Origin of the sequence: Variovorax sp. PvP013 (genome assembly GCF_050435945.1) — a bacterium.
Lineage (GTDB): Bacteria > Pseudomonadota > Gammaproteobacteria > Burkholderiales > Burkholderiaceae_C > Variovorax.
In genome coordinates, this window is record NZ_JBNDLF010000006.1 from 187,506 (window position 1) to 211,528 (window position 24,023).

At 59.9% G+C, this 24,023-nt stretch carries 24 protein-coding genes and 1 pseudogene; 5 read left to right on the forward strand and 20 right to left on the reverse strand.

Annotated features, from left to right (window positions below; translation table 11 throughout):
* Positions 1 to 265 precede the first annotated feature (265 nt).
* Together ABID77_RS16870 and ABID77_RS16875 are read right to left on the reverse strand one after the other, a co-directional pair.
* Positions 266 to 751: a Crp/Fnr family transcriptional regulator gene (locus ABID77_RS16870; protein ID WP_429598219.1), complete on the reverse strand. Its 486-nt coding sequence runs from the start codon at positions 749 to 751 to the stop codon at positions 266 to 268.
* The gene (locus ABID77_RS16875) at positions 721 to 975 is read right to left on the reverse strand and encodes a hypothetical protein (RefSeq protein ID WP_429598221.1); all 255 of its coding nucleotides are present in this window, start codon (positions 973 to 975) and stop codon (positions 721 to 723) included. Before ABID77_RS16875 ends, ABID77_RS16870 begins: the two co-directional genes overlap by 31 nt.
* A gap of 469 nt (positions 976 to 1,444) precedes the next feature.
* Between ABID77_RS16875 and ABID77_RS16880 the strand changes: the two genes are divergently transcribed.
* Entirely contained in the window at positions 1,445 to 1,648 is a 204-nt protein-coding gene (locus ABID77_RS16880) for a hypothetical protein (protein WP_429598223.1), read from the forward strand.
* A 184-nt stretch (positions 1,649 to 1,832) separates the two neighbouring features.
* Here the strand turns inward: ABID77_RS16880 and ABID77_RS16885 are convergent, their stop codons facing one another.
* The 10 genes from ABID77_RS16885 to ABID77_RS16930 all read right to left on the reverse strand — a co-directional run bounded on the left by ABID77_RS16885 (position 1,833) and on the right by ABID77_RS16930 (position 11,820).
* Positions 1,833 to 2,159: a hypothetical protein gene (locus tag ABID77_RS16885; protein WP_429598225.1), complete on the reverse strand. Its 327-nt coding sequence runs from the start codon at positions 2,157 to 2,159 to the stop codon at positions 1,833 to 1,835.
* Positions 2,156 to 2,854 (reverse strand): orotate phosphoribosyltransferase, encoded by a 699-nt coding sequence (locus tag ABID77_RS16890; protein ID WP_429598227.1) that lies wholly within the window; start codon positions 2,852 to 2,854, stop codon positions 2,156 to 2,158. Before ABID77_RS16890 ends, ABID77_RS16885 begins: the two co-directional genes overlap by 4 nt.
* 20 nt (positions 2,855 to 2,874) lie before the next feature.
* Entirely contained in the window at positions 2,875 to 3,780 is a 906-nt protein-coding gene (locus ABID77_RS16895) for a helix-turn-helix domain-containing protein (RefSeq protein ID WP_429598315.1), read from the reverse strand.
* A gap of 67 nt (positions 3,781 to 3,847) precedes the next feature.
* Positions 3,848 to 5,269, reverse strand: coding sequence for an aspartate ammonia-lyase (aspA, locus tag ABID77_RS16900; RefSeq protein WP_429598229.1), 1,422 nt, complete (start codon positions 5,267 to 5,269; stop codon positions 3,848 to 3,850).
* Positions 5,270 to 5,314: 45 nt separating this feature from the next.
* Entirely contained in the window at positions 5,315 to 6,373 is a 1,059-nt protein-coding gene (pyrC, locus tag ABID77_RS16905; RefSeq protein WP_429598231.1) for a dihydroorotase, read from the reverse strand.
* Positions 6,370 to 7,647, reverse strand: a complete 1,278-nt coding sequence (locus tag ABID77_RS16910; RefSeq protein WP_429598233.1) for a hydantoinase/carbamoylase family amidase — start codon at positions 7,645 to 7,647, stop codon at positions 6,370 to 6,372. Before ABID77_RS16910 ends, pyrC begins: the two co-directional genes overlap by 4 nt.
* Before the next feature lie 47 nt (positions 7,648 to 7,694).
* The gene (locus tag ABID77_RS16915; protein ID WP_429598235.1) at positions 7,695 to 8,681 is read right to left on the reverse strand and encodes a Bug family tripartite tricarboxylate transporter substrate binding protein; all 987 of its coding nucleotides are present in this window, start codon (positions 8,679 to 8,681) and stop codon (positions 7,695 to 7,697) included.
* Between the two features lie 46 nt (positions 8,682 to 8,727).
* Positions 8,728 to 9,678 (reverse strand): dihydroorotate dehydrogenase, encoded by a 951-nt coding sequence (locus tag ABID77_RS16920; RefSeq protein WP_429598237.1) that lies wholly within the window; start codon positions 9,676 to 9,678, stop codon positions 8,728 to 8,730.
* A complete protein-coding gene (locus tag ABID77_RS16925; protein WP_429598239.1) occupies positions 9,671 to 10,582 on the reverse strand; it encodes a dihydroorotate dehydrogenase electron transfer subunit in 912 nt (303 codons plus the stop codon). The genes ABID77_RS16920 and ABID77_RS16925 overlap by 8 nt, the downstream gene beginning before the upstream one ends.
* Positions 10,579 to 11,820 (reverse strand): MFS transporter, encoded by a 1,242-nt coding sequence (locus tag ABID77_RS16930; protein WP_429598241.1) that lies wholly within the window; start codon positions 11,818 to 11,820, stop codon positions 10,579 to 10,581. Before ABID77_RS16930 ends, ABID77_RS16925 begins: the two co-directional genes overlap by 4 nt.
* Positions 11,821 to 12,163: 343 nt before the next feature.
* On the opposite strand from ABID77_RS16930, the gene ABID77_RS16935 reads away from it, so the two are divergent.
* Positions 12,164 to 13,195 (forward strand): D-cysteine desulfhydrase family protein, encoded by a 1,032-nt coding sequence (locus ABID77_RS16935; protein ID WP_429598243.1) that lies wholly within the window; start codon positions 12,164 to 12,166, stop codon positions 13,193 to 13,195.
* Between the two features lie 37 nt (positions 13,196 to 13,232).
* Here ABID77_RS16935 and ABID77_RS16940 read toward each other — a convergent pair whose 3' ends face one another.
* Both ABID77_RS16940 and ABID77_RS16945 read right to left on the reverse strand, forming a co-directional pair.
* The gene (locus ABID77_RS16940) at positions 13,233 to 14,219 is read right to left on the reverse strand and encodes a tripartite tricarboxylate transporter substrate binding protein BugE (protein ID WP_429598245.1); all 987 of its coding nucleotides are present in this window, start codon (positions 14,217 to 14,219) and stop codon (positions 13,233 to 13,235) included.
* 32 nt (positions 14,220 to 14,251) lie between these two features.
* On the reverse strand, positions 14,252 to 15,448 hold the full coding sequence (locus ABID77_RS16945; protein WP_429598247.1) for an alpha-hydroxy acid oxidase: 1,197 nt from the start codon (positions 15,446 to 15,448) through the stop codon (positions 14,252 to 14,254).
* A 98-nt stretch (positions 15,449 to 15,546) separates the two neighbouring features.
* Between ABID77_RS16945 and ABID77_RS16950 the strand changes: the two genes are divergently transcribed.
* From ABID77_RS16950 to ABID77_RS16960, 3 genes and pseudogenes are all read left to right on the forward strand, one after another.
* On the forward strand, positions 15,547 to 16,473 hold the full coding sequence (locus tag ABID77_RS16950; RefSeq protein ID WP_429598249.1) for a LysR family transcriptional regulator: 927 nt from the start codon (positions 15,547 to 15,549) through the stop codon (positions 16,471 to 16,473).
* A gap of 413 nt (positions 16,474 to 16,886) precedes the next feature.
* Positions 16,887 to 17,435, forward strand: a pseudogene (locus tag ABID77_RS16955) (tyrosine-type recombinase/integrase); the annotation flags it as partial.
* A 104-nt stretch (positions 17,436 to 17,539) separates the two neighbouring features.
* Complete coding sequence (locus tag ABID77_RS16960) at positions 17,540 to 18,619, forward strand: chemotaxis protein CheB (protein ID WP_429598251.1); 1,080 nt, start codon at positions 17,540 to 17,542, stop codon at positions 18,617 to 18,619.
* Between the two features lie 168 nt (positions 18,620 to 18,787).
* Here the strand turns inward: ABID77_RS16960 and ABID77_RS16965 are convergent, their stop codons facing one another.
* The 6 genes from ABID77_RS16965 to ABID77_RS16990 form a co-directional block, all read right to left on the reverse strand.
* On the reverse strand, positions 18,788 to 19,600 hold the full coding sequence (locus ABID77_RS16965; RefSeq protein WP_429598253.1) for a DUF5672 family protein: 813 nt from the start codon (positions 19,598 to 19,600) through the stop codon (positions 18,788 to 18,790).
* A 37-nt stretch (positions 19,601 to 19,637) separates the two neighbouring features.
* Complete coding sequence (locus tag ABID77_RS16970; protein WP_429598255.1) at positions 19,638 to 20,531, reverse strand: 2OG-Fe(II) oxygenase; 894 nt, start codon at positions 20,529 to 20,531, stop codon at positions 19,638 to 19,640.
* 213 nt (positions 20,532 to 20,744) lie between these two features.
* Positions 20,745 to 22,829 carry a TonB-dependent receptor gene (locus ABID77_RS16975; protein ID WP_429598257.1) on the reverse strand — a complete coding sequence of 695 codons (2,085 nt, stop codon included), beginning with the start codon at positions 22,827 to 22,829 and terminating at the stop codon, positions 20,745 to 20,747.
* Positions 22,830 to 22,916: 87 nt separating this feature from the next.
* Positions 22,917 to 23,396 (reverse strand): nickel-responsive transcriptional regulator NikR, encoded by a 480-nt coding sequence (gene nikR, locus ABID77_RS16980; protein ID WP_429598259.1) that lies wholly within the window; start codon positions 23,394 to 23,396, stop codon positions 22,917 to 22,919.
* A gap of 84 nt (positions 23,397 to 23,480) precedes the next feature.
* On the reverse strand, positions 23,481 to 23,774 hold the full coding sequence (locus ABID77_RS16985; RefSeq protein WP_429598261.1) for a BrnA antitoxin family protein: 294 nt from the start codon (positions 23,772 to 23,774) through the stop codon (positions 23,481 to 23,483).
* Entirely contained in the window at positions 23,731 to 24,006 is a 276-nt protein-coding gene (locus tag ABID77_RS16990; RefSeq protein ID WP_429598263.1) for a BrnT family toxin, read from the reverse strand. Before ABID77_RS16990 ends, ABID77_RS16985 begins: the two co-directional genes overlap by 44 nt.
* Between the last annotated feature and the right edge of the window lie 17 nt (positions 24,007 to 24,023).

Sequence of the window (24,023 nt, forward strand, 5' to 3'; positions counted from 1 at the left end):
GTCCGGCTATCCACGTAGCTAACGCGCGGTGCAGAGCAGCCCGCAGAGGCTGCCAATCAACGTTTTGTCAATGACGATCTCTGCTTCCTAAACACATCATGTCACTCGATGTGTCCGAGAAACTGGGGAAAGCTCAACCAGACGACTTTATCTGAACCCTGTTGTTGGACCCGGGGAGACATGGCTCCAGCCGTCAAGCCCTGGGGTGTGCCAACGAACTCGCAGTGGATGGAGCAGTCAGGCACAGCCATGGCCATGCCAACTGTCATGCCGCCCAGCCGCTCGATCCCATGCTCTCGGCGTAGCTCGCCTGGTCGCTGCGATAGCAGGCGCAAGCCGTGGCGGCCAATCCTGCCCGGTCCAGGATGTGCAGGGTGCCACGTTGGCAAGCGATCAGGCCGCGGCGCTGCAAGGCTCCGGCCGCGCTCGTGATGCTGACCCGGCGCACACCCAACAGGATGCCCAGGAGTTCCTGCGTGATGCTCAAGGGTTTTGGGCCCATCCGATCCTGGTTCATCATCAGCCAATGTGCCAGCCGGGGTGCCACCTCGTGATGGCATTGGCAGATGGCCGACGTGACCAACTGGCTCATGAGCACCGCGGCATAGCGATCGACCACCTGCCCGAGCACGGGACCGGCCAGCAGGCATGCCTGGAAGCGATCCGTCCTCAGTCGCCAGGCCCACCCCTCGGCCTGCACCGTCGCCCTGAGCGGTGCGCTCACCAAACCCAGCGCCACCTGGGCGCCCAAGGCACCTCCCTACCGACCATGGCGATCTCGAGGCCGGCGCTATCCTCCAGGGTCGCTGTCACCGAGATCAGGCCGGCGACGGGGAAGTACACATGGGTCATGGCCAGACCCGGCTGGCACAGGATGGTCGAGCGTATCAAGGGCACCTTCTCGCAATTCGCCAGGATGCCTTGGCGCTCAAACGGCGGCAGCAGGTTAAGCAGATGGTTGCGGACGAGGGTCAAACGAGGCACTCCAAGTGCAATACCTCGGATGACAAAGGGCACTGGATCGGGTCAACCAACCGGCAGGAGTCACATCAACAGGCCCGACCAGTATGCGCGGTTGCCGATCCCCCTGCATGTCGCTCATCTCACACGTCCAACCGTTTAAGACCGCGAAGCGTGCCGCTGGATCAACTCCAGCTCCGGTCCCTGGACCATTCACGGTATGACCTTTTCCCACGGATTGATGAAGTCTGACCGTATTGGATTGGGCTGAGAAAACACCATGCGTCATGCCATCCACTCTGGGCACAGAAACACGTCTTGCTGAGAATGCTGGTCACTTTAGGGCCGAGACGACACACCTGAAGCACGGCGTCGTGTCTTCCCCAGACCGCCGTTTACTGCTACAGAGATGTGATGGCTGTCCAACACCTGCTTTCAAGCGGATGATCCCTGCACTCCTCGGGGTTCCCAAAGGATTAACGCCATGGAATACCTCGACCTCGCACATGCCATATTCGGTGCCGCCGCCATCGCCAGCCTGGTGTGCCTGGGCCTGGTGGAGACCGACAAGCAAGACAGCAAGACCCGGTTGAAGATGGACACAACCTTTGTCGACATGGTGTCGCTGAGCGCCATCGCGACGTTTGTTGCGATCATGGTGGCGTATCACCCGGAATGGGTGGCATGAGGTTAACCCAGCCGCCGTCCACTCAAACTAGTTGGACCGTACCCATCTAAATTTTGCTCTCAAAACTGAGAGCCGCACATCAAACAGTTTATTGATAAATCACATTTCGACAAATTATCATCAACTGCAACGAAAAAAGCTGACTCAAATGAGTCAGCTTTCAAGCTGGCACATCAGTATGCTATCAGAAGCTCGGCACGTGCCATTCGTAGTCAATGGCTACTTCGCCAAGCAGGCGTAGCCTTTCAATAGGCTCAGCTTCTAAAGCTAGGATCAACTTTTGATTGAAACCATCAAGCTTCGACTTCGCTTGCTCTGCGAATTCTGTCGAGATGCCTTGATCTTCATACCTGCGCACAAATGATTGCGCGGCAATTCCCACAACGAAATACAGACCTGCATTGTCAGGGTCCGTTTTCATCAAATCAAACGCGCTCTTGTAGAAGAGTTTGAATGCATCGGTGCCAGAGGAAGATTTCGCAAAACGATTGGCAATGTCTGTGAAGTTCATGAGATGACACTTTCAGGCGTAGCGACCGAACCTCTGCCGCCATGGGCGAGAGACCAGTCTGAGGGGTGATTAAGAAACGCTTCCAGTTCTGTAAGCGACGCTACAGCGAAGTCACCGCGGCGTCGGGCGACGGCCAAAACATCGCGCCAGGTGGCCAGCGCATGCACGCGCAGACCCATGGGCTCGAAGATCTGGCGTGTTTCGAAGGTGCCGTAGTCGAACACCACGAACACATCTCTCACACTTGCGCCGGCATCGCGTAGCGTGCGCACGAAGCGTGCTTTTGAGGCGCCCGCGGCCATCATGTCGTCGACCAGCAAGACCCGGGCACCTCGCTCCAGGATACCTTCGACCAAGCTGGTTCCGACCGCCCGCTTGCGCACATATTGCAGCGGCAGGTCCAGGGCCTGAGCCATCCAAGCCGCGAGCGCGATACCGCTCGCCTCACCGCCTGCGATCGACGCCACCCCATCCAGTGCCGACTTTGAGCGCAACAGTTCAATGCCTTGGTCAACAAGATCCTTGCGCAAAGTTGGGAACGAGATCAGCCGTCGGCAGTCCATGTACCCTGGGCTAGCCCAGCCCGAGGGCAGTCGATAAGGCTCTTCGCGGCGCAAGCTAACGCAGCCTGTATCGATCAGGCGCGCTGCAATGGCCTCGGCGGGAGAGATGGATTCAGTCAGAGCGGTAGTCATGAAGGGAAGATGTGTGGAGGCTATCGAATGCGGTTGAGAAGTTTGCGCAGGTGCTGCGCACCCGCTTTGCCCTTGTAGGCAGCCTGCCAGAGCTTGCCAATCATGGTTTCGTACATGCGCACGGCTTCGGGCGACGACGTCACGGTCGCGATGCCGTTCCTGACGTTGGGCAATTCCGCCAGCCGGAATGGACTGACAGCCAAGACGGTGGTTTCACGGCCTGAGAACACCTGGAAGGTCGAGGCCGGCATGGCATCGTCGATCAGCCCAATCTGCACGTCGATTGGCTCGCTTTCCATGAGGTCAGCGATGCGTTCAACCTCGCGTCGAGCGGCCAGTTGACGCACAGATCTGGTCTTCTCAGGCAAATCCACTCGACCGACGAGGCCGGTTTGAACGAATCGCTCCAGCTCGCGCAAGCCGATCAGGCTCACGATGTGCGGGCGACGCTGCTGGAAAAACGCCCGGCGCTCCTGCATGATGGCCAACATCTTGTCGATGTCCTTGGCTTTCACGTTCTGGCCGCCAGCCTGCGGCGACGTCTCGGAGAGCATCTCGCGCAGCAGCGAAAGGTAGTCATCCGAAGTCAGCAGCAACGAGATGGGTTCGAAGTGAGACAGGATGCGATCCGCCGATTCCTCGAGCTGCCGCATCCGCTCGAACAGGCCCAGAGCCGTCGAGTAATACTCGACCTCGACGCCCAGCAAGGAGGCCACCGATGTGTCCAAAAGCTGTGCCAAGCGTTCCAGCGTCTCTATTTTGACGATCTCGCCCTTCTCCATGCGATAGACCACCGCCCTTGAGATCCCGAGTCGTTCTGCGACGTCCTCAGCCAGCAAAGACGCGCCCACGCGGTAAGCCCGCAGGCGCTGTCCGAGAGCCACGTAATCGATCGAGGACCTGAATGCCTGGTTAGCAGCTTCCATCTCTTTTTCCACTTTCTGGATCGAAAAGGAAACTATAGACGAGCTCTGCGTCATGGACGCCATGATGCTAGGCCTGTTTCTGAACCGCTTCATAGATGCGCGGCTGGGTCAGTACCTCGTAGCGCAAGGCGGCGTCCAACTCGCTTTCGGTCATCAGCTGGCGTCGCAAGACGACCTCGCGCACGTTCGTCCCGTTGGCGTACGCCTCCGCCGCCACCGAGGTGGCTTCTTTGTAGCCGATGATGGGATTCAAGGCCGTGACCAGCGCGATGGAACGCTCGATGCCTTCGCGCAGGCGATCGGGGTTGGCCGTGATGCCTTTCACACACAGGTCCGCCAGCGTCATGCACCCGTTGGTCAAGTGCTTGAAGCTGCGGAAAAGCGCGTTGGCAATGATCGGCTCGAAGGCGTTGAGCTGAAGCTGACCGGCTTCGGCAGCGAAGGTGACCGTGAGATCGTTGCCGAACACTTCGAATGCGATCTGGTTGACCACCTCAGGAATAACCGGATTGACCTTGCCAGGCATGATCGACGAGCCTGCCTGCATGGGCGGGAGGTTGATTTCGCCGAACCCCGAACGCGGCCCGCTCGACAGCAGCCGGAGGTCGTTGCAGGTCTTGGACAGCTTGACGGCGATGCGCTTGAGGATGCCAGACAGCTGCACGAAGGCGCCGCAGTCCTGGGTCGCCTCGATGAGATTGGGCGCCATCGACAGGTCCAGGCCAGTGATCTCGCGCAATGAGGCCAGGGCCTTCACGGCATATTCGGGATGTGCCGTGATGCCGGTCCCGATGGCTGTGGCGCCCAGATTAATTTCGCGAATGAGGGCGGATGCTTCAGTCAGGCGATGAATGTCTTCTCCAACCATCACCGCGTAGGTCGAGAACTCCTGGCCCAAGGTCATGGGCACGGCATCCTGGAGCTGGGTGCGTCCGATCTTCATCAGCGGCGCGAACTCGACGGCCTTGGCGTCAAAAGCCAATCGAAGGTGCTCCATGGCCTTGAGCAACTCCTCAATCGCGAAGCACGTGGCGATGCGGATGGCCGTGGGATACACGTCGTTGGTGCTCTGTGCCATGTTGACGTGTTCGTTGGGATGGAGGTGTTGGTACTCCCCTCGTGCATGTCCCATGATTTCCAGAGCGACGTTGCAGATCACTTCGTTGGCGTTCATGTTGGTCGACGTCCCCGCACCGCCCTGGATCACATCGACGATGAACTGGTCGTGCTGAGCGCCGCCTTGGACCTTCTTGCAGGCTGCCACGATGGGGTCGCACAACGTCGAAGGCAGCAGGCCCAGTTCGGTGTTGGCGAGGGCCGCTGCTTGCTTCACACAGGCCAACGCATTGATCAGCGTCGGATAGGTAGAGACGGTAGTACCCGATATCCGGAAGTTCTCGCTCGCGCGCAGGGTGTGCACACCGTAGTAAGCGTCAGCAGGAACCTCTCGGCTGCCAAGAAGATCGTGTTCGATGCGATAAGTCGTCATAAACTTCTAATTCAAAAAAGGTAGAGAGAAACGGAGTTCTACGACTCAGTCATCAGGCAAATGAGTCAGCGTCCAAGGCAGGCTGGTGCTACCCAAGAAAGGATGAATTGCCGCCCCGCTGGGCAGCAGGACGTCCTCGGGCACTTCAAACGGGGTCCGGGACAGCGTCACCGTGTTTTCGTTGACCGGAAGACCGTAGAAGCGAGCGCCATGCAAACTAGTGAACCCCTCCAAGCGATCAAGTGCGTTCTCCTCGTCAAAAACCGTGCAGTAGCTTTGAAGGGCACTGGGCGCATTGAAGATTCCGGCACAGCCACACCCGGCTTCCTTCAAGGTTCGCAGGTGCGGCGCCGAATCGGTCCCGAGGAAAAACCGTGGGTCGCCCGATGTCGCGGCGGCCCTCAAGGCCAGGCGATGACCCTCTCGTTTGAGCACCGGCAGGCAGTAGTAGTGCGGCCGGATGCCGCCCATGAAAATCGCGTTGCGATTGAACATGAGGTGTTGCGGTGTGATCGTGGCGCCGAGTCTGCCGCTGTCATCAGATCGCACGAAGTCCACCGCCTGTTGGGTGGTGACGTGCTCAATCACCACTTTGAGCGCCGGGAAATCCCACAGCATGGGCTGCAGCGTCGTGTCGATGAAAACGGCTTCGCGGTCAAACACGTCGACGGCAGGATCAGTGCTCTCCCCGTGGACCAGCAGCGGCATGCCGATCTCCTGCAAGGTTTCAAGCACCTTCGTGATGCGTGATGTCCATGTCACGCCGAATTCGGAATTGGTGGTGGCACCAGCGGGATAGAGCTTGACAGCTGTGAAGACGCCTTCCTCGAAACCTCGGCGTAGTTCATCCGCAGGCGTGTTGTCGCAGAGGTAGGCCGTCATCAACGGCGTGAATGACACGCCTGGGTCCACGGCGGCCAAGATGCGTTCCCGGTAGGCCCGGGCCTGTGTCACGGTGGTCACCGGCGTCTTCAGGTTGGGCATCACGATCGCCCGTGCGAACTGGTTGGTGGTGTGACGCAGCACCGTCTGCAGGACGTCACCATCGCGCAGGTGCAGGTGCCAGTCATCGGGTTGACGCAGGGTGAGCGTGGTCGGGCTCATGAAGTGACCTTCGCCCTGGGTGTAAGGCGCGAGCAGGTCGTATGCAGCGCATACGCGCCCAGCATGAAATCCGCCATGTCCATGGCTTCATGCGGGTTGTGCGAACCGTTCTGATTGCGCACGAACAGCATGCCGCTGGCGATGCCCGCGTTGGCGAAAAGAGAGGCGTCATGACCAGCACCGCTCGGGATCACCTCGAACGGCGTGCCCTGATCGCTGCAGGCTTTTGACAAGGCGTCGCAAATGGCGGGGTCCATCGTGGCGGGCTCGCTGCGCAGTCGGCGGTCGAACTCGAACCGCACATTGCGCTCGCGACCGATGGAACTGCACTCGGCTTGCATCAGTTGATAGAACGCTTCGAGCGTGTCGTTGCTCTTGCTGCGGGCTTCCAGGCTGAAGCTGACTTCGCCCGGAATGCGCGAGATCGAGTGCTCAGCCGGATTGGTCGTCACGATGCCTGCCGTCACCACTAGGTCGGTGCCGCGTTCGAGCAACTCGCGCCAGTGTTCGTCGATGCGCATGATCAGGTCGGCCACGGCGAACATGGCGTCGCGGCGCAGCCAGCGTGGGACGACCCCTGAGTGCTGTGCATCGCCATGGCAGACGATGCGGTTGTGACGCACGTTGCCACGGATGCCAGAGACCACGGCCAGCGGGAGCTGACGCGCAATCATGACTGGGCCTTGCTCGATGTGCAGTTCGAGGTAGGCCTGGATGCGGGCCTTATCGACCAACACCTCCTGAGCACGGATCGCTTCCACATCGGCGCCGCAGGCGAGCATGCATTCAGCCAGGGTCTGACCAGTCGTGCGTTGCGTCAAGGCCAGATCGGCGTCGCCGAGCTTGCCCAAAAGCGCACCCGAACCTATGTAAGCCTTGCCGAACCAGGCACTCTCTTCGCCGCGAAAGGCAATGACCTCCAAGGGTAGATCATAGTGGCGGCCACTGCGCTTCTGTTCGATCAGGCACAGCAGCCCGGCAACCACACCGGCGTAGCCATCGAAATTGCCGCCCTGTGGCACCGAGTCGATGTGTGAGCCGGTCCAAGCTACGGTGGCTGCCGCAGCGGTTTCCGGCAGCCGGAAAACCAGGTTGGCTGCCCTGTCGACGTGAACGTCGAGGCCTTCTTCCTCCGCAAATGCGCGCAGGTAGTCGGCAGTTGCTGACTCGAATTTGCCATAGCTCTCGCGGGTCACACCAACCCCGTCGAACGACAAATCACGCACGTCGTCGAAAAGTCGATTGGCAACGGGACAAAGGGCAGAAAAGTTCATTGGTCACCGCATGAAGAAATCATGATGGATACAGACATGCTGCAACATCACTTCTGAACGTTGGTCTCAGCCAAAATCTTTTGATACTTTTTGGTTTCGTCCGCAATGAAGGCACCAAAAGTCGCACCGACCCTGGTGTCGAGTTCGACCCCTGATTCGGCCAACTTCTTGGCCACTTCAGGAGACGCCACCGCACGGTTCAGTGCTGCCACCAACTTGTCATTTACGTCATTGGGAACGTTCTTCGGGGAAAATATGCCGAACCACAGGCGCATGTTCACGCCGGCCAGCGATTTGTTCTCTGCCAGCGCCGCAATGTCCGGCGCGGCAGGCGAGCGCGTTGCCGAAGTCACCCCGATGGCTTGAAGTTTTCCGGATTTGATGTAAGGCAGTGCCGTTGAGAGCACCAGCACACCCAAGTCGATTTGATTCCCAATCAAATCAGTGACAGCGGTTGCGCCTCCCTTGTAAGGCACATGATTCATGTTGATCTTGGTGAGGGAACGAACGAGTTCGCCTGTCAGATGCAGGGGAGTGCCGATACCCGACGTTCCGTAATTGACGTTCTGCTTGTCTTTTGCTAAAGAAAGAAAACCATCGATGCCATGGATGCTTGATTGCGATCCCGTCACCAGCACCATTGGCTGCGATCCGATCATTCTGATCGGCGCGAGATCGCGCTGCCCGTCGTAACGAATCGCCGGATTCATCAGCTTTGCAATCGAGACTTCGCTGTTGGAACCCAACAGCAGCGTATAGCCATCAGGCTTGGCATTCACGACTTTTGCGGCGCCAATGGTGCCGCTTGCGCCGGCGGCATTGTCAACAACGACCGCAATGTTCAATTCCTTGCCGATTTGATTGCCAATGACACGTGCCACAAGGTCATTGCTTCCACCTGCTGCATAAGGCACAACGATGGTAATCGGTTTGTCAGGGTAGCCTGCAGCAACAGCAATGGTTGCACTGAATAAGGTGCAAGCAAGAAAACCCTTTACTACCGGACTAGAATTAAAAAGAGCAATATTTTTCATATGCATTCGCCAATTAGTATTTGTTGACGTCAGTGTTGGGAATTTTTTAGCCTGATTGCTGTGCGAAGCGCAGCCAGCGATCCGACAACTGTCGGTCGAGCTTCACCTGTCCGGTGAGATCGCGGATGTGCTCCACGCCCATTTCTTGGCAGTAAGCGTCAAGCCCGTTGATGATCTTTTGCATTGCGCCCGGATCAATGAACGACGCAGTACCGATTTGCACAGCGGCAGCGCCTGCCAGCATGAATTCCACGGCGTCATCGGCGCTGGAGATGCCGCCGCAGCCGATGATTGGAATGCGCACGCTGCGGTAGCACTGGTGGACCATCCTCAAAGCAATCGGCTTGATGGCCGGCCCTGAGAGGCCGCCCATCACGTTGCCAAGCTTGGGCTTGCGGGTGCGAACGTCGATCGACATGCCTAGCACGGTGTTGCCCATGACCAGCGCGTCAGCGCCCGCTTCCTCAGCCGCCTTGGCAACAGCGGCGATGTGCGACGCGTTGGGTGTGAGCTTGGCCCAGAATGGATGGGTCGTGCGCCGGCGAATTGCGCTGACGACTTGGTATGTTGTCTCGGGTGTCATGGCGAACGCCATGCCATCGGCTTCTAGGTTCGGGCAAGAGATGTTGGCCTCGATCACCGCGACCTCGGGCAGCGACATCTGGGCAACTGCATCGGCAAATTCGTCGACGGTGTCAGCCGAGATCGATACCACGACCGGCGTGTTGAATCGGGTGTACGGTGGCAGAACGGCGTCACGGTAGTAGCCGAGACCTTTGCTCGGGATGCCGATGGAGTTCAGCATGCCGCTGTATGCCTCGGTCACGCGCGGCGTCGGGTTGCCCGCCCGGCTCTTAGGCGAGACGCTTTTGATGACGAGTGCACCGAGATTGTTGAAATCGAGCGCTTCGGCGTACTCGATCGCGAAACAGCCCGAAGCGGGCATCACTGGATTTCGGAGCGCGAGCTCGCCCACCCTGATGGACAGATCAGCCAAACTCCACCTCCCCGACGACGTCGCTGATGGGAAACACCGGACCTTCACGGCAGACGCGAAGGAATTGCTTGTCGCCGTCCTTGTCGAACAGGCGAACGCAGGACAGGCACACTCCCATGCCGCAGGCCATGCGCTGTTCCATGGCGACCTCTCCGCGCATGGCGGGAAAATCCTTGAGCACGTGCTGCAGCAACATCAGCACACGGTGCGAACCGCAGGTGTAGACCACATCGTGGTGCTCGGCTTCGAACAGGCGGCGCACGAGCGCATCCATGGCGTCCACCGAGGAGGTCCCGTCGCTGTCGTAGACGCAGTGCACGTCGGCTTCCACGCCACGCAGGAATTCCTCGCGCATCAGATCCTTCGGTGCACGCGCCGACATGACGGCGGTGATACCGATGCCCTTGCTCGCAGCAAGCTGCAACAGCGGTGCCATCGTGGCCAGACCCACACCCCGCGCCACGACCAGAATGCGCCTGACCTGGGCGTCAAGCACAAAGGTATTGCCCAGCGGTCCAACGATGTCCATGTGGCCGCCGACGTCGAGTTGCGCCATCGCCTGCGTGCCAACGCCTGCCACGTTGTAAAGGAACTCGATCGTTCCGGGCTCCGGGCCGACGCCATAGACGCTCATCGGGCGCAGCAGGAACGGGCTCAAGTCGTTGGTGGCAGGACACTTCAGTTGATAGAACTGCCCAGGTTTCGTCGCACCCGCCAGATTGGCTTTTGCCATCAGCTTCAGGTACTTGTAGCGGTCGTTGACCCAACGGTGCTCGACCACTTCGCAACGGTGCGATGCCACATGGTCGGCATTGCGCTGAAAGCATTCCGAAGCGGTTGAGCAGCCAACCGGCTCGACGGGCGCAAAAGACGGGGACTGATGGTCAGTCGGAAGAAACGTCATTCGAGTTCCTTGCCCTTGAGTTCAGGGATGAGGAAAAGCGTGGCGAGCATGGCAAGCACATAGATCGATGCCAGGAGCGCGATGGCGGTCTGAAACGAATAGGCCATGGCCAGGGCACCGACGACCACTGGCCCGAAACCGCCCACCCCGCGTCCAAGATTGAACAGAACGTTCTGTGCCGTGGCCCGCGCTTCGGTCGGATAGGCTTCCGACATAAGGGCACCGTAGCCGCCCAGCATGCCGTTGACGAACATGCCGAGCACGGCACCCGCCCACAGCATCGTGATGGGATCGGAAAGCTGGGAGTACGTCAGCACCATGATGACGGCGCCGGTCTGGAACAGCAGGAAACTGGGCTTGCGGCCGATCTTGTCGGCGAGCTGGCCGAAGATGAAGATGCCGGCCATCATTCCCATGATGGTTACGGAGGTCCACAGGGCTGATTTCGTCAGGTTGAAGCCGAGCTTGTTGGCCAGGAAGCTCGGCATCCAGATCATGATGCCGTAGTAGCCGAAGTTTTGAACTGCGCACAGGATCACGATGCCCAGGCTGGTGCGGGTAGTGCGTGCATCCTTGATCAGCAGCCGAAAGGACTGGAGCTTTGAGCCTTTGACTTTGGGTTGACGGATGAACACCTCGGGCTCATGCAGCCGGTTGCGGATGAACCAAGCAATGAAAGCGGGCAGCACGCCGACCATGAACATGCCACGCCAGCCAATGCTTGGCAGCAGCAAGGGCGTCAGCAGCGCGGCACCCAAGACGCCTGTCTGCCAGCCCAGTGCCACATACGACGACACCCGCGCACGCTTGCTCGCTGGCCAGGCCTCCGCCGCCAGCGCCATGCCAATTCCGAACTCACCGCCCAATCCGATCCCTGCGACCGTGCGGTAGATCAGCAGGTCCCAGTAGCCCTGCGCGAAGGCACACAACCCGGTGAAGACAGCGAACAGTACGATGGTCCAGGTCATCACGCGGATGCGGCCGAAGTGGTCGCTGAGCGAACCAAAGACGATACCTCCTGCGACAGCGCCCACCAGCGTCCAGGTCACGAGAGATCCAGCCTGACCGGACGTGAGATGCAAGTCTGCGGAAATCACCGCGAGCATGAAGCCAAGGATCAACAGGTCGAAGCCGTCCATTGCGTAGCCGATGGCAGAGCCTGCGAGGGCTTTCCAGGCATACGCACTGACCTTGTCGCTGATCGGCGCCGGGGATGCCGGCGTAAGGATCGATTCCACGAAGAAACTCCTAGAGAAGACGCGTTGCCCTGTCCTTCTGAGAAGTGGTGGCGTCTGTTCATCGAAACCCAGAGCGTCTGCTCTGGCTCATGTTTCGATACTAGTCTCTAAAAAAAGATTGGTCGAGCTCGTTTTTTAGGTAAATACCCTTAGTGGGCTGGAAGCCACGGGCTGACTTGAAGCAGGACCAGTCATCGACATGGCTGCCTCTCGGCTGCACGTCGTCCGAAGCGTGCAGGCACGGCGCAAATAACCAGATTGCCCCCGCAACAGCCGTGGACGGTTAATCCGTTTCGCAGTTCTACACTGCGAGGTTGAAGGCCATATCGAAGTAGGAGCTGCTGTGACCCCCGTTGATCTAGACCAGGCGCTGGCCCGTTTCGCCCGCGTTTCATTGATAACGAGCCCGACACCGATCCAGCGGTTGACACGCTTGGAGGCAGCACTCGGGGCCGAAGCCTATGGCGTCCAGCTGTTCGCAAAACGGGACGACCACATGGAGCTCGGTGGCGGTGGCAACAAACTGCGAAAGCTTGAATACCTCCTTGCCGCGGCCCAGGCGCAGGGCGCGGACACCGTGGTCACGGTCGGTGCCTTGCAGTCCAACCACGCGCGGCTGACTGCGGCGGCGGCGGCTCGCATCGGACTCGCCTGCGAAGTCTTCCTCACCAAGACCGTGCAGCGCACCGACGACGAATACGAGCGCAGCGGCAACCTCGTGCTCGACGCCATCTTTGGCGCCCGGGTCCGCACGCTGGTTCATGGATCGAACGCGCTGCAGGCGGCGCACGAACATGCGCACGCGCTGGCTGGTCTAGGACGGCGCGCTTATGTCATTCCCATGGGAGGTTCGACCCCACTGGGCTGTCTGGGTTACGTCCGATGTGCCCTCGAGATCGAGCAGCAGGAACAACAGTCCGGCTGGCGGTTCCGGCAAATCGTCGTCCCCAACGGCAGCTTTGGCACGCAAGCGGGCCTGGCCGCTGGCTTCGAACTCCTGAAACGCGGTATCGGCAGCGTGCGGGGGTATTCCGTGCTGGCGGATCCGGGAGCAACCCGAACTGCCACGCTGGAACTTGCACGATCAACGCTCGCGCTCCTCGGTCATTCCGGAGATGTCAACGACGACGCACTCGACCTTGATAGCACGCATCGTGGGGAGGGTTACGGCATTCCGACCCCTGAGATGATTTCGGCAGTCAAGCTGCTGGGCGCGAACGAGGGCTTGCTGGTCGACCCAGTCTATTCTGGAAAAGCCCTGGCGGGTCTGATCTCCGACGTCCAGGCTCGGCGGTACGAGCGCGGCGACAAGGTACTGTTCGTCATGACGGGCGGGACACCCGGTCTTTATGCCTACCGGAGCATCTTCGAGTGATAGAGTCTCCAACATGATTAGACGCACCCGATAAGACTCAGTCCAGCGTCAGCTTCTGCTTCGTCACCACGTCCTTGTACGTGGCGAATTCATTTTTGATCTGCTCGGCAAACTGCTCCGGCGTGTTGGCAATCACCAATGAGCCCGTATTCTCGATACGTCTCATCACCGCTGGATCGGTCAGCACCTTTTTCAAAGCCGAATTGATCCGGTCCACCACTTCCCTGGACGTGCCCCTGGGTCCGACGATGCCGTAGTACGCCATGCGGTTGACCGGCTCCAATCCCACTTCCTTGAACGTCGGAACCTGGGGCAGCACGGCCAGTCGCTGCGGAGCCGCCACGACGATCGGCACCAGCCGGCCATCCTTGATGAACGGAAGCGATGAAGGCAGGTTGTCCAGGTTCATGCTGACCTGGTTGGCGACCACATCGTTCGAGGCCGGACCGGCGCCTCGATAGGGAATGTGAGTCATCTGGACGCCCGCCATGCTTTTATAGAGCTCCATCAGCATATGAGTGATGCTGCCGGTACCGGTAGAGGCATACGAATACTTGTTGGGGTTCTTCCTCAGCTCCTCGACGAACTCCTCGTAGTTCTTGGCTGGGAACTTGGGATTGACCGCAACGATGTTGGGCGTCGCGGCAATGTTGATGATGGGCACGAAGTCCGTCTCGGGGTTGTACGGAAACCGTGGCGTGATGGCCGGGTTCGTGGCGGTGGTGGACACCGTGGCGACGCTCAATGTGTAGCCGTCGGGCTTGGCGCGCATGGCCTCAGTGGCGCCGATGGTGCCGCCCGCGCCGCTCTTGTTGTCGACAATCACCGCCTGACCCAGCTCACGACCCAGGGGCTCAGACACTACCCGGGCAATGATGTCGGTGGTGCCGCCTGCAGCAAAGGGCACGATCAGGCGGATCGGTTTGCTAGGGTAAGCCGGCTGTGCCAACACGGCGGCGCTTGCTGTGAAGGCCAGAGTGCAGAGCAGCGCACGCGCATCACGGCGAAAGGAAAAGATGAGCATTGGAACGGTCTCCTAAGGTGGGAATTGATTTTTCAGCCGTACCGGCGCAGCAAATGCTGTGGCCCCAGTTCAGCGCAGCGGGTCACGCCGAGCATGGCCATGTTGCGATCGACTTCGTCACGCAGCAGGTCGATGGCATGGGTGACTCCGGCCTGGCCCGCAACGGCAGCGGCGTAATTGAATGGGCGGCCCACCAGCACCATGCGTGCGCCTAGCGCCACTGCCTTGAGCACGTCCGAGCCACGCCGGAAACCACTGTCGATCAGCACGGGGAAATCCGGACCGACCGCAGCAACGACCGCTTCAAGCACACGCATCGGCGAGGCCGCGCCATCAAGCTGACGTCCGCCATGGTTCGACAGCACAACGCCATCGGCGCCAATGCGCTGGGCCTCCAGCGCGTCCTCTACGTTGAGCAGGCCCTTGACAACCAGGCTACCCTTCCAGCGGCGGCGGATGGCCTCGATGTGACTCCAGCCCAGGTGGTCACGCGCCGAGAAGTCACGCAACACACCGGACGACATGATGGGTGCACCACGCGTGGCGAACGAGTTCTCGAAATGCGGCATCCCGTGGCGCAGCAGCGTGCGTAGGAAGGTGCCCGCGACCCAGCGTGGACGCACCATCCCGTCCCACGCCAAGCGCAGGCTGGGTCGCAACGGAGTCGAAAAGCCGGTGCGGATATTGTTCTCGCGGTTGGCCGAAACGGGGATGTCCACCGTCACCACCAGCGTGTTGAATCCTGCGCGCCCCACCCGGTCGACCAGCGCGTCGATGCGCGACTGATCCCCTGGGATGTAGGCCTGGAACCAGGTGGCCGGGCTGTCATGGGCTACCTTCTCCATCGGGATGAGCGAGGTGCCGCTCATGACCGACAGGACGTTCGCCTGTTGGGCGGCTCGCGCCAGCACCATGTCGCCTCGGTAGGTGGACAACGCACTGATGCCCATCGGCGCGATACCGAACGGGCTGGCGTAGCGCTGACCGAACAATTCGACCGCCTGTGATCGCTCGGAGACGTTGCGCAACACGCGAGTCACGAACCCGTACTCGCCAAACACCTCGCGGTTGTCGCGCAGCGAGGCGTTGTCTTCCGCCGCTCCCGCGATATAGCCGAAGATGGGGCGAGGCAGGTGCTGTCGTGCCGCATTTTCAAAATCGTGCAGGGCCAGCATGTTGCGAAGGGCACGAGGCAACTTCACGGAAGAAGGTTCGGCGTAGGAGGCCATGGGCAAGCGTTGAAGCAAAAGATGAATCGCACTCTAGACAAGTCGATATTTGAAAAAAAGCGAGATATCTAGAATTAGTCTTTTCGCTTTTTAGAAACATGCATCCACCCTCCCTCAAGCAGCTGGAAGCCTTCTGGTGGGCTGCCACCTGCGCCAATTTCGCTACGGCTGCAGAACGTCTGCACCTGTCGGTGTCTTCGTTATCCAAACGCATCACCGAACTGGAAGCAGCATTAGGGGCGACGCTGTTCGACCGCACCGGCCATCGCGCCGTCCTCACCGACGCGGGAAAGCAGCTGCTGCCCGCCGTGCTCGACGTGTTGAATGCGACAGCGCTCCTGGGCAAGGCACTGGGCACGCATGCGGAGCTTGCGGGTCGCTGCCGGTTCGGCGTGGGCGACTTGTCCGCGCTCACTTGGTTGCCTGCTTTCGTCGCGGCAGTGCGCAAGGCTCATCCGCAGTTGAGCTTGGAACCCGTTGTGGACATGGGCAGCGTCCTGGAACAGCGTCTGGCAGCGGGCGAACTGGACTTCGCTGTGATAGCGGGCCGCTCCTCACGGCCAGAACTGATGTCGCATCCTGTAGGAGCGGCACATTTCGCCTGGGTCGTGGTGCCTGGCATGGCAGGAACGACCGATCTGGATGCAGCGGCGCTGTTGCAGCATCATCCCTTGGTCACGTTACCCCAGGGTGCGGGCACGACCCGCCTGCTGGACGACTGGCTGCTGACCAACAATGCATCGGTAAAAGAACGCGTCGAGTGCAACAGTTGGGCCGCGGTTGTCGGCATGCTGCGTCTGGGCGTGGGCGTCGGCTTTCTTCCCGTGGAATGGGTTGCCACACTGGATCTTCGCACTGCGTGCGCGTCCACGGCTCTGGCGCCGCTGCACTATGCTTTCCAGTGGCGTCGGGGTGACACGCGGGCGTTGGTCAACGCCATGAAGTCGCTGGTGCAGGCAAAAATGGATTTCTCGGCGACTCCTGCCTTTGCTCGCGCGAGAAGTCGTGATTCGATCGGTTCTTGAGAACGGGTCCGTGCTCGACGGAGTGGATCCTTCCAATGCGCCTGGAGCACTCGGCCTCACCCAAAGCGCCGGCAATTCGTCCAGGCGATCGCTAGGTCGGTTCACCAGCGTGGAAAATGGCGACGACCGCAGTGATTGAGCAGGTCAAGCAACTGTCCTCAGACGCGGTTTTCGCTTTCATTATGTGTGCTACCCCCGGGCCGTATTGCTAAATCGATGCAATCCATCCTGTTGATAAATCACAATCACCGTTCTTATCAACAGTTGATTCGATCATCGAGCGCATGTCCATCACCATAGCCTCGAAGCAACCTGCGTCCAACCAGCGGCGGCTTTGGGGTAGGCCGCGAGCCATGGCCGGAGTCGTTGGGTACCTGAACGCCAAGCACGGTCACTAGGCCCGTTCGGCCGAGTTACTCGGCGCGAAGCTGCAGGACCTCCGGCTCGAACCCGAGGGCTGGGTAATCCAGGTCCTTGGCAAGGATGCCCGCAACCGCATCGCCGCCCTCCCCGGCCAGGCGCTCGACGCATTGCAGACCTACCTCGCCCACCGTGGGCTCGGCAACTTGCAGAACGCGCAGCCGGAGGCGCCCTTGCTGGCCAGCACCGCCGATGCCATGACGGCCATCGGCTACCAGGCCCTGTACGAGCATGTGCGCGCATGGATCCGGAAAGCGGTCGCCGCGTCGGAGCTGCCGATGCACGAGCGCGCGAAGCTCGCGGGTGCGACGACGCACTGCCTGCGCCAGACCTTCGGCACGCGCGCCATCGCACGCAACGTGCCGCTCGACATGATCCAAGCCCAGATAGGCCATGCCAGCATCCAGACCACCACGGCGATCTATGGGCAAGCGCCCCTTAAACGCAGGGTAGATGAGTTGGAGAGGGCGTTTTTCTTGACGCCTGCTGCGCTGTATCGCTGTGTCTTGATACCGCGACTAACCTTCAACGTTCCCTTTTAAGGACAAACCCTGAGTCTGGTAGGCATGACATGTCACAGATCATGTCTTGAGTTGATGAACCCGCTGACGTGCCTCGGCAAATCGTTTGTTTTTCAAGAATTTTGATGTCAAAACCTCGCGTGATCGTCGTCGCTGCCTCGATCGAAGGCATTGATGCCTTGGCTCGATTGATCAATCAGTTGCCTTCGACTTTCCCTTTGCCCGTGATCGTCAACATTCACAGGCTCCAGGGCCAGGTGATCACCAGGCTCAAGAACCAAAAATGGCACTCCGCTTCCAACCTCGACGTGGTGTATGCACAGGAGGGCAATCCCCTCCTTCCAGGGCGCGTCTACGTCATACCCGCTGGCGAGAGCATGGGCTTCACCGCGGTCGGCATGCTGGATCTGACCACGAACACTGCCGCATCGAATGCGGATCACTTGTTCGAGTCCGCCGCACATTGGTACCAGTCAGGCGTGATCGGCGTGGTGCTCAGCGGCTTGGGCACGGACGGCACCCATGGCCTGAGAGTCATCACCAAAGTGGACGGCACCCGTGTGGTTCAAAGTCCGAGTGAGGCCACTTTCTCCAGCATGCCCTCCAATGCCATGCTGGGAGACCATGTCCAGCACTCGGTCATGCTCGACCAGCTAGGCCATCTTTTGATGGCTTTGGTTGGTGACTCAGAAGGTGTCGAAAAAGCGTCTTCTCCCAAACATTCAGACGTAGCACGCCGCGTGTTGAGTTCGGGAGAACAACAAGCGAAAGCGCTCGATCACAGCATCGTCAGCATCCTCGGCGTGATGCGCGAGCAATTGTTCATGGACATCGTGCTGGTGACCAAGAAGTCTGGCGATCATGTGGTCGTCAGCCATGCTGCTGCTAGCTCTAATGACGGTAGCATCCAAGGCATATCAATGCCAACCAATCAGACCCTGTGCCAACGTGTGCTGGATGGGCATCTGCCTGCCGTAATGCCGGATGTGGAATCGATGCGCCTGACCCACGACATTCCTGAGACACCGATTTTTGTCGGTGCTTACATGGCTGCGCCAGTCTGGCTTGAAAATGGAGAGCTTTACGGCACCCTGTGTTGTCTCAGCAGCAATGCAGCACCTAAACTTGATCAAATCCATTACCGGCGGTTGCAAATGACAGCGAGGCAAATTGCAAGGCTGATCAATGAGGCCGGGATAACATAAAATCATTATTTTAAATATTGATTTGATATGTGACAGGTTTTTTGAATTTAGTTTTCAATGGATCGCTGTTAACTCGCGTTGCTTGGCTAAAGCGCAAGCTGTCGTTTCTCTCTGGGATTATCCGTCTTTAAGAATTAAAGAAAAACCATGCACTGACACATCATGCAGTCACACGATCAAATCTTTGTGCTTAGATTGGAATTGACTCCAGCCGTGTGAACCAAATGGCAATTCATCGTTGCCTTTCGCATCGAAAAGCATTCCGCGCTCGTCATAATCCATGTATTCCGTGCTGAATCGCTCCGCGATTTCGCGCGGCGGCATGACGAAATTGCGTGACAAGCGCGGAAAATGCCGCATGACAAACAAGCTCTCCCACAAAATTTTTCCTCTGACAATCGATGTCCATTTATAAAAATTGATATATGGCTTAAAAATCCGCGTCATCTCCAGAAAAGTGCTTACCCTTTTGAGCGAGAAGTCGCCATAAGTCAAATAAGCCGTCGGTCGAGTGCGAAGCAAACTCCTCACAATCTTCAGAAATCGTGAATTGCGCCGTGGCAAAATTATGTCTTCTTCCTCCCAAGAATTTTTCGGGATCACAGAACCGATGTAGTCATATCCCTGATGACACCAAGCCGCAAGGTCGTCCTTGAATACAAACGCATCCAAGCGGCACGTCAAAATATAGTCGTAGTTCTTAAAACGTTCAAAAAATCTCGAGCTGAGCGTTATTTCATAAAAATCTTCGCCATTTTTCCATTCGAACCGCTCGAACCGTATTTCAGCCTTGTCTTGGCAAAATTCCTCATACCACTGAACGTCAAGCGATGAGGGCACGACAAAGGTGATGGGATGGCGACCAAGGACGGCCAGAGTTTGAGCCAAAGAAACTCGACCCAGTGCAGTCGGTTCTGGCGTGCATACTGGAATGACAACGGTCACCAAACGCTGAATTGGTTTCAAATCATCCTTGATCATGAGCATCCACCACCTGTAATTTCATTTCAGTCATTTTTCAAGGCGATTTTTTGAATTTCTTCATTGCGCGCCAGACCAGCGGGGGCGTCATGAGGCGCAGGGCCTTCTTGGCGCGGTCGGCGCGGCGGGTGTGCATGAAGATCGACACCGCTTCTTCGGGGTCCTGGCGGCCCGCCTTGGGGCTGGTGTAGAAGTACGCGGCCACCGAGCGGCGCTTGACGCCCTCGGGCGGGCACAGCGCCCCGGGGTGGCCGTGGAAGCTCGCCGGGCCGTGCGGCAGGATCAGCGTGTGGCCGAACTCCGGCCGCACGCGCGCCTGGCACTGCCCGTCCTTGGCGTCCCACAGCTCGAGCACGCCGCCCCAGGCGTCCTGCCAGTCGTGGTTGAGGTAGGTGATGCACACCATCTCGTTCTTCAGCCCGACGTGGGGGTGGTAGTTGAAGTCGCGGTGGATGGCGAAGGCGCCGCCCGCGCGGCTCTCGTGGAGGCCGCCGCCGAAGCGCTGGGGGTCCCCCAGCAGGTAGGGCGTGCCGGTCACGGCCGACAGCCAGCGGGTGAACCAGCCGGAGTTGATGAGGTCGAAGTAGATCTGCGAGGCCGGCCCGAGGGCGGCGCCGAGCTCGGAGCGGCGGGTGGACTCGTAGCTGCTGGTGACGTCCTTCCAGCCCTCGGCCGGGCGGTTGTCGAACTCCTCGCGCACCAGCTCGAGCAGGGCGGGGTTGAACAGGCCCTCGATGACCAGGTGGGGGAAGGGGGTGGCCGCCATGAGGCGCTCGCGCAGGCGCGCGGTGGCCTCGGGCGTGAGGAAGGAGGCGTCCACCAGCTGGTCCATCAGCAGGCGCACCCCGCGGATGCTCACGAAGTCCGCCGACCGCTCGGCGACCACGCGCAGCGTGGGGGGTGAGGAGGGAAAAGACAATTGCGCCGACATGAGGAATCTCCTGTGCTCCGACCTCGTTGTTGAAGTTTGATGAGGCCTTAAGTACTCAATGTAACGTCATGTCAACAAAAGCTGCAAGAAATCTCTTGGAGGTCAATGGTCCTGCCGAACCATGTTCAGATCAGCCACCCTGCTCAGCAGTTACCGCACGCATCTTTTGGCTTGTTGACCGATGCCAGCGTGGATTTATGGTTCTGCACAAGGTCAGAATTTCCAACGTGCGCTGACCCGCACCGTGCGCGGCTCCATCGGGTGGATGTGCCGGCCGTCGATGCCACCGCCGCACGTCCCACCGGCCACCTCACCGGCGGTGCAGGACGCGTAGAAGTACTCGATGTCATTGCCTTTGCGGCCGGTCAGATTGAAGACGTCCAGGCCCAGGGTGAGCTGCCGGTTCACTGCGTAGCGGGCACCGGCGTTGAGCAACGCGACCGAGCGAGAGCGGACCGAGTCGACGGTGTCCAGCGCGCGGGGTCCGAGGTAGCGCAGCCGCACCGACGCGCTCAACGGTCCGTCGACATAGGTCACACCCGCGGCTAGCACGCGCTCGACGGCGTTGTCGACGTAGTTGCCTTCCCCTTCAGGTGCGTTGCCCTGGAAGCGGGCCCGCGAGAGTGCGCCGTCGAGTTCCAGGCGCCAGGACCGCGCCAGCTTCCAACGCAAGGTCGCCTCGATGCCGCGGCGACTGCTGGCACGTCCTGGCTCGGTCGATCCTGCATCACCGATGTAGACGAGCTCGGAATCCAGCTTCAGCTGCCACAGCGCCAGCGTGGCGGTGAGGTTCTCGTCGGGCTGGAAGCGCCAACTCAGCTCCGATCCCCGACCCTTGACCAGTGCCGGTACCCGCTCGGCGGCCTGACCCGACTGAGGGTCGAAGGTGATCGTGGCGCCGCGCACATCGTTGCTGTGGAAGCCGACGCCTGTGTTCAAGTAGAGCTCATGGGCGGGCGTCAGCGTGTACGCCATGCCTAGCTTGGGACTCGCCAGCGAATCCCTTCCACGCCCGCTGTTGCCGGCGCCATAAACCGCCTCCCGGCCTTGCACGTCGTAGCGCAACACATCGCCACGCACGCCGACGTAGCCGCGCCAGCGATCGCTGAAGTTGACCAGCTGCTGCCCGTAGACCGAAAACAGATCCTGCGTCACCTTGTCGTCACGCACGGTGGACAGGCACTCGCGCTCCTGAGTGTTGTAGAGACCGACCTGCCCGATGCGATCGCCGCGCCATTGGCCGCCGAAGGTCAGCAGACCCTCGAGTCCTGCGATCTTGTTGGCCACCGCACGTGAGGCCTGGGCGCCGAACACACTGCGCCGATCGACCTGCTCGAACTGGTCGCCCTCGACCGGGTTGTTGAGGAAGTAGGTGAAGTCCGAGAACAGGTCGAAGCGGTAGTTGATCGCATACACGCTGACCTGGGTGTCGCCCTGCGGGCCCTTGTCGAACCACTTGGCCGACAGGCTGAGGCGCCGCGTTTTGCCGCCATCGCTCGGATTCAGCGAGCCGAAGCGCGACAGTTCGCCGCTGTCGATCGACCGCTCAGGCACCTGGTCGGTGGAGGTCCAGCTGCTTCGGTAGGCCATGCCGGTGATGCTGAAACCGCGAGAGGGGGAGCCTTGCGAGTAGCGCAGCACGGCATTGACCTTCTTCAGGTTCTCCGCCACGTCCCAGGGACCGTTCTTGCCTTCGATCTCGAGCGCGCCGAGCCATGTCCGGTCGTCCACGGTACGCGACCCGGCGGCCATCAGGCGCCGGAAGTCATGGCTGCCGAGCGTGACCTCGGCGAAGGGCGCATCGAGCGCGCTGAAATAGTCGAGGCTCGCGCTGCCGGCCAGCGAGAAGTCACTGCCCTCGGCGAAGTACGGCCCCTTGCGGTAGCGCACGCCCGAGACGAGTTCGGGGATGAGGAAGTTCAGATCGGCATAGCCCTGCCCGTGACCATGCGTGGGCATGTTGACCGGCATGCCATCGACCGTCACGGCGAAGTCGGTGCCATGGTCGAGGTTGAAACCCCGCAGGAAGTACTGGTTGGCCTTGCCGTCGCCCGAGTGCTGGGTGGCGACCACGCCGGGCACGGCCTCGACGATGTCGCCGGGCCGGAGCTTGGGTCGTGACTGATAGGAATCGCGTTCCACCGCGCCTTCGCTGGCGCTGTCGGCCGTACCGATGGAGGCATCGCGGGGACCGCGCACTTCAATCTCAGGCAGATGGCTTTCCTGTGCCATTGCAGCACCGCCGCAGAGGAGACCCAGCAGGACAGGCTGGCGCAACCGGGGAAGCAATGACGTCATGAAAAGCACTTCAGGATTCGTAAGAAGAATCCTGAATTATTCATACACACATGCCAACTCGCCATACGCCATGCAGCGCAGCCGATCTCAGTTGATGGGCTTGAGGTGGTCGTGGACTGGCCGATGACCGTGCGAGTGGCGCGCTTGGTCCGCTGCTTCCAGCGGCACTAGATGCACATTGCCATGCCTGACGCCACGCAAGGCGATGAGCTGCTCGGCGCAGGCGCGGACTTCGGCCAGCGGTCCACGCAGAACCACCGTCTCCAGGCAGTGATCGTGATCCAGGTGGGTGTGTAGGCTGGTGATCACCAGGTCATGGTGGTCATGCTGCAAATCGAGCACGCGCGAAGTGACTGTCTGCTCGTGGTGATCGTAGACATAGCTGACATTGGCGACGCACCATGCCGGCGGCGCCGCAAGATCTGGCGTGATTAGCCGCTCCCGACCCAGACCCATCCGAATGAGATCGCGCACGGCCTCGGAGCGGTTGACGTAGCCCTTGCTGGCGATCAGTTCGTCGAACTGGGCGGCGAGCTCGTCGTCGAGAGATATGGTGAAGCGTTGCATGGGCAGGATTCTGGAACATCCACCTGGCCCGACCGTCGATGCGGACCCTGCCACTGACCCTCGAAAAGCGGCGGAAACTGCTGTTCAAGGGTTTGAGTGCCGCGAGACATACTCCTTCAACACCCCATCCATGCGGGACTGCCAGCCGTCACCTGTCGCGCGGAAAAAGTCCACCACCTCTTTGCTGTAACGCACCGACAGCAGCACCTTTTTCGATGCTGATAGCGGACGACCGGCACGCTTGAGCGTGGCCCGTGCCAGCATGTCGTCGGTCAGTTCGGGCAACTCCTCGTACTCTGACGCCTGTATCTCGTGGCGGTCCACTTTGTCCACGTCAGAGCCCAAGACTCGGGCCGATGCGCTGTCGTTCGCGTTCATTGGCTTTCCTCATGCTGAAGATGTGGCGGTCCGTGCCACGCGGTGTGTAGCCGACGACCACCAGACGTCCCATCAACCAGCCGAAGCAGATGATTCGGGTCTCGCCGTAGTCCTTGCGGTCGTCCTCAATTTCCAGTGTGTCGCCTTCGAATACCCGTACCGCGTCAGCAAAGTCCAGGCCTCTTTCGGCCAAGGTCCGAGCTCGTTTGGCAGGATCGAAGGTCACTTCCATGAATTTATTGTAGCTAC

Coding starts and splice junctions, on each gene's coding strand:
- pyrC (WP_429598231.1), bottom strand. CDS start 6,373: ATGAGCCCGACCACGCTCACCCTGCGTCAACCCGATGACTGGCACCTG.
- ABID77_RS16970 (WP_429598255.1), bottom strand. CDS start 20,531: ATGTCGGCGCAATTGTCTTTTCCCTCCTCACCCCCCACGCTGCGCGTG.
- aspA (WP_429598229.1), bottom strand. CDS start 5,269: ATGACGACTTATCGCATCGAACACGATCTTCTTGGCAGCCGAGAGGTT.
- ABID77_RS16945 (WP_429598247.1), bottom strand. CDS start 15,448: ATGGCCTCCTACGCCGAACCTTCTTCCGTGAAGTTGCCTCGTGCCCTT.
- ABID77_RS16960 (WP_429598251.1), top strand. CDS start 17,540: ATGTCAAAACCTCGCGTGATCGTCGTCGCTGCCTCGATCGAAGGCATT.
- ABID77_RS16950 (WP_429598249.1), top strand. CDS start 15,547: ATGCATCCACCCTCCCTCAAGCAGCTGGAAGCCTTCTGGTGGGCTGCC.
- ABID77_RS16895 (WP_429598315.1), bottom strand. CDS start 3,780: ATGGAAGCTGCTAACCAGGCATTCAGGTCCTCGATCGATTACGTGGCT.
- ABID77_RS16910 (WP_429598233.1), bottom strand. CDS start 7,647: ATGAACTTTTCTGCCCTTTGTCCCGTTGCCAATCGACTTTTCGACGAC.
- ABID77_RS16925 (WP_429598239.1), bottom strand. CDS start 10,582: ATGACGTTTCTTCCGACTGACCATCAGTCCCCGTCTTTTGCGCCCGTC.
- ABID77_RS16985 (WP_429598261.1), bottom strand. CDS start 23,774: ATGAACGCGAACGACAGCGCATCGGCCCGAGTCTTGGGCTCTGACGTG.
- ABID77_RS16885 (WP_429598225.1), bottom strand. CDS start 2,159: ATGAACTTCACAGACATTGCCAATCGTTTTGCGAAATCTTCCTCTGGC.
- ABID77_RS16915 (WP_429598235.1), bottom strand. CDS start 8,681: ATGAAAAATATTGCTCTTTTTAATTCTAGTCCGGTAGTAAAGGGTTTT.
- ABID77_RS16880 (WP_429598223.1), top strand. CDS start 1,445: ATGGAATACCTCGACCTCGCACATGCCATATTCGGTGCCGCCGCCATC.
- ABID77_RS16990 (WP_429598263.1), bottom strand. CDS start 24,006: ATGGAAGTGACCTTCGATCCTGCCAAACGAGCTCGGACCTTGGCCGAA.
- nikR (WP_429598259.1), bottom strand. CDS start 23,396: ATGCAACGCTTCACCATATCTCTCGACGACGAGCTCGCCGCCCAGTTC.
- ABID77_RS16965 (WP_429598253.1), bottom strand. CDS start 19,600: ATGATCAAGGATGATTTGAAACCAATTCAGCGTTTGGTGACCGTTGTC.
- ABID77_RS16975 (WP_429598257.1), bottom strand. CDS start 22,829: ATGACGTCATTGCTTCCCCGGTTGCGCCAGCCTGTCCTGCTGGGTCTC.
- ABID77_RS16940 (WP_429598245.1), bottom strand. CDS start 14,219: ATGCTCATCTTTTCCTTTCGCCGTGATGCGCGTGCGCTGCTCTGCACT.
- ABID77_RS16890 (WP_429598227.1), bottom strand. CDS start 2,854: ATGACTACCGCTCTGACTGAATCCATCTCTCCCGCCGAGGCCATTGCA.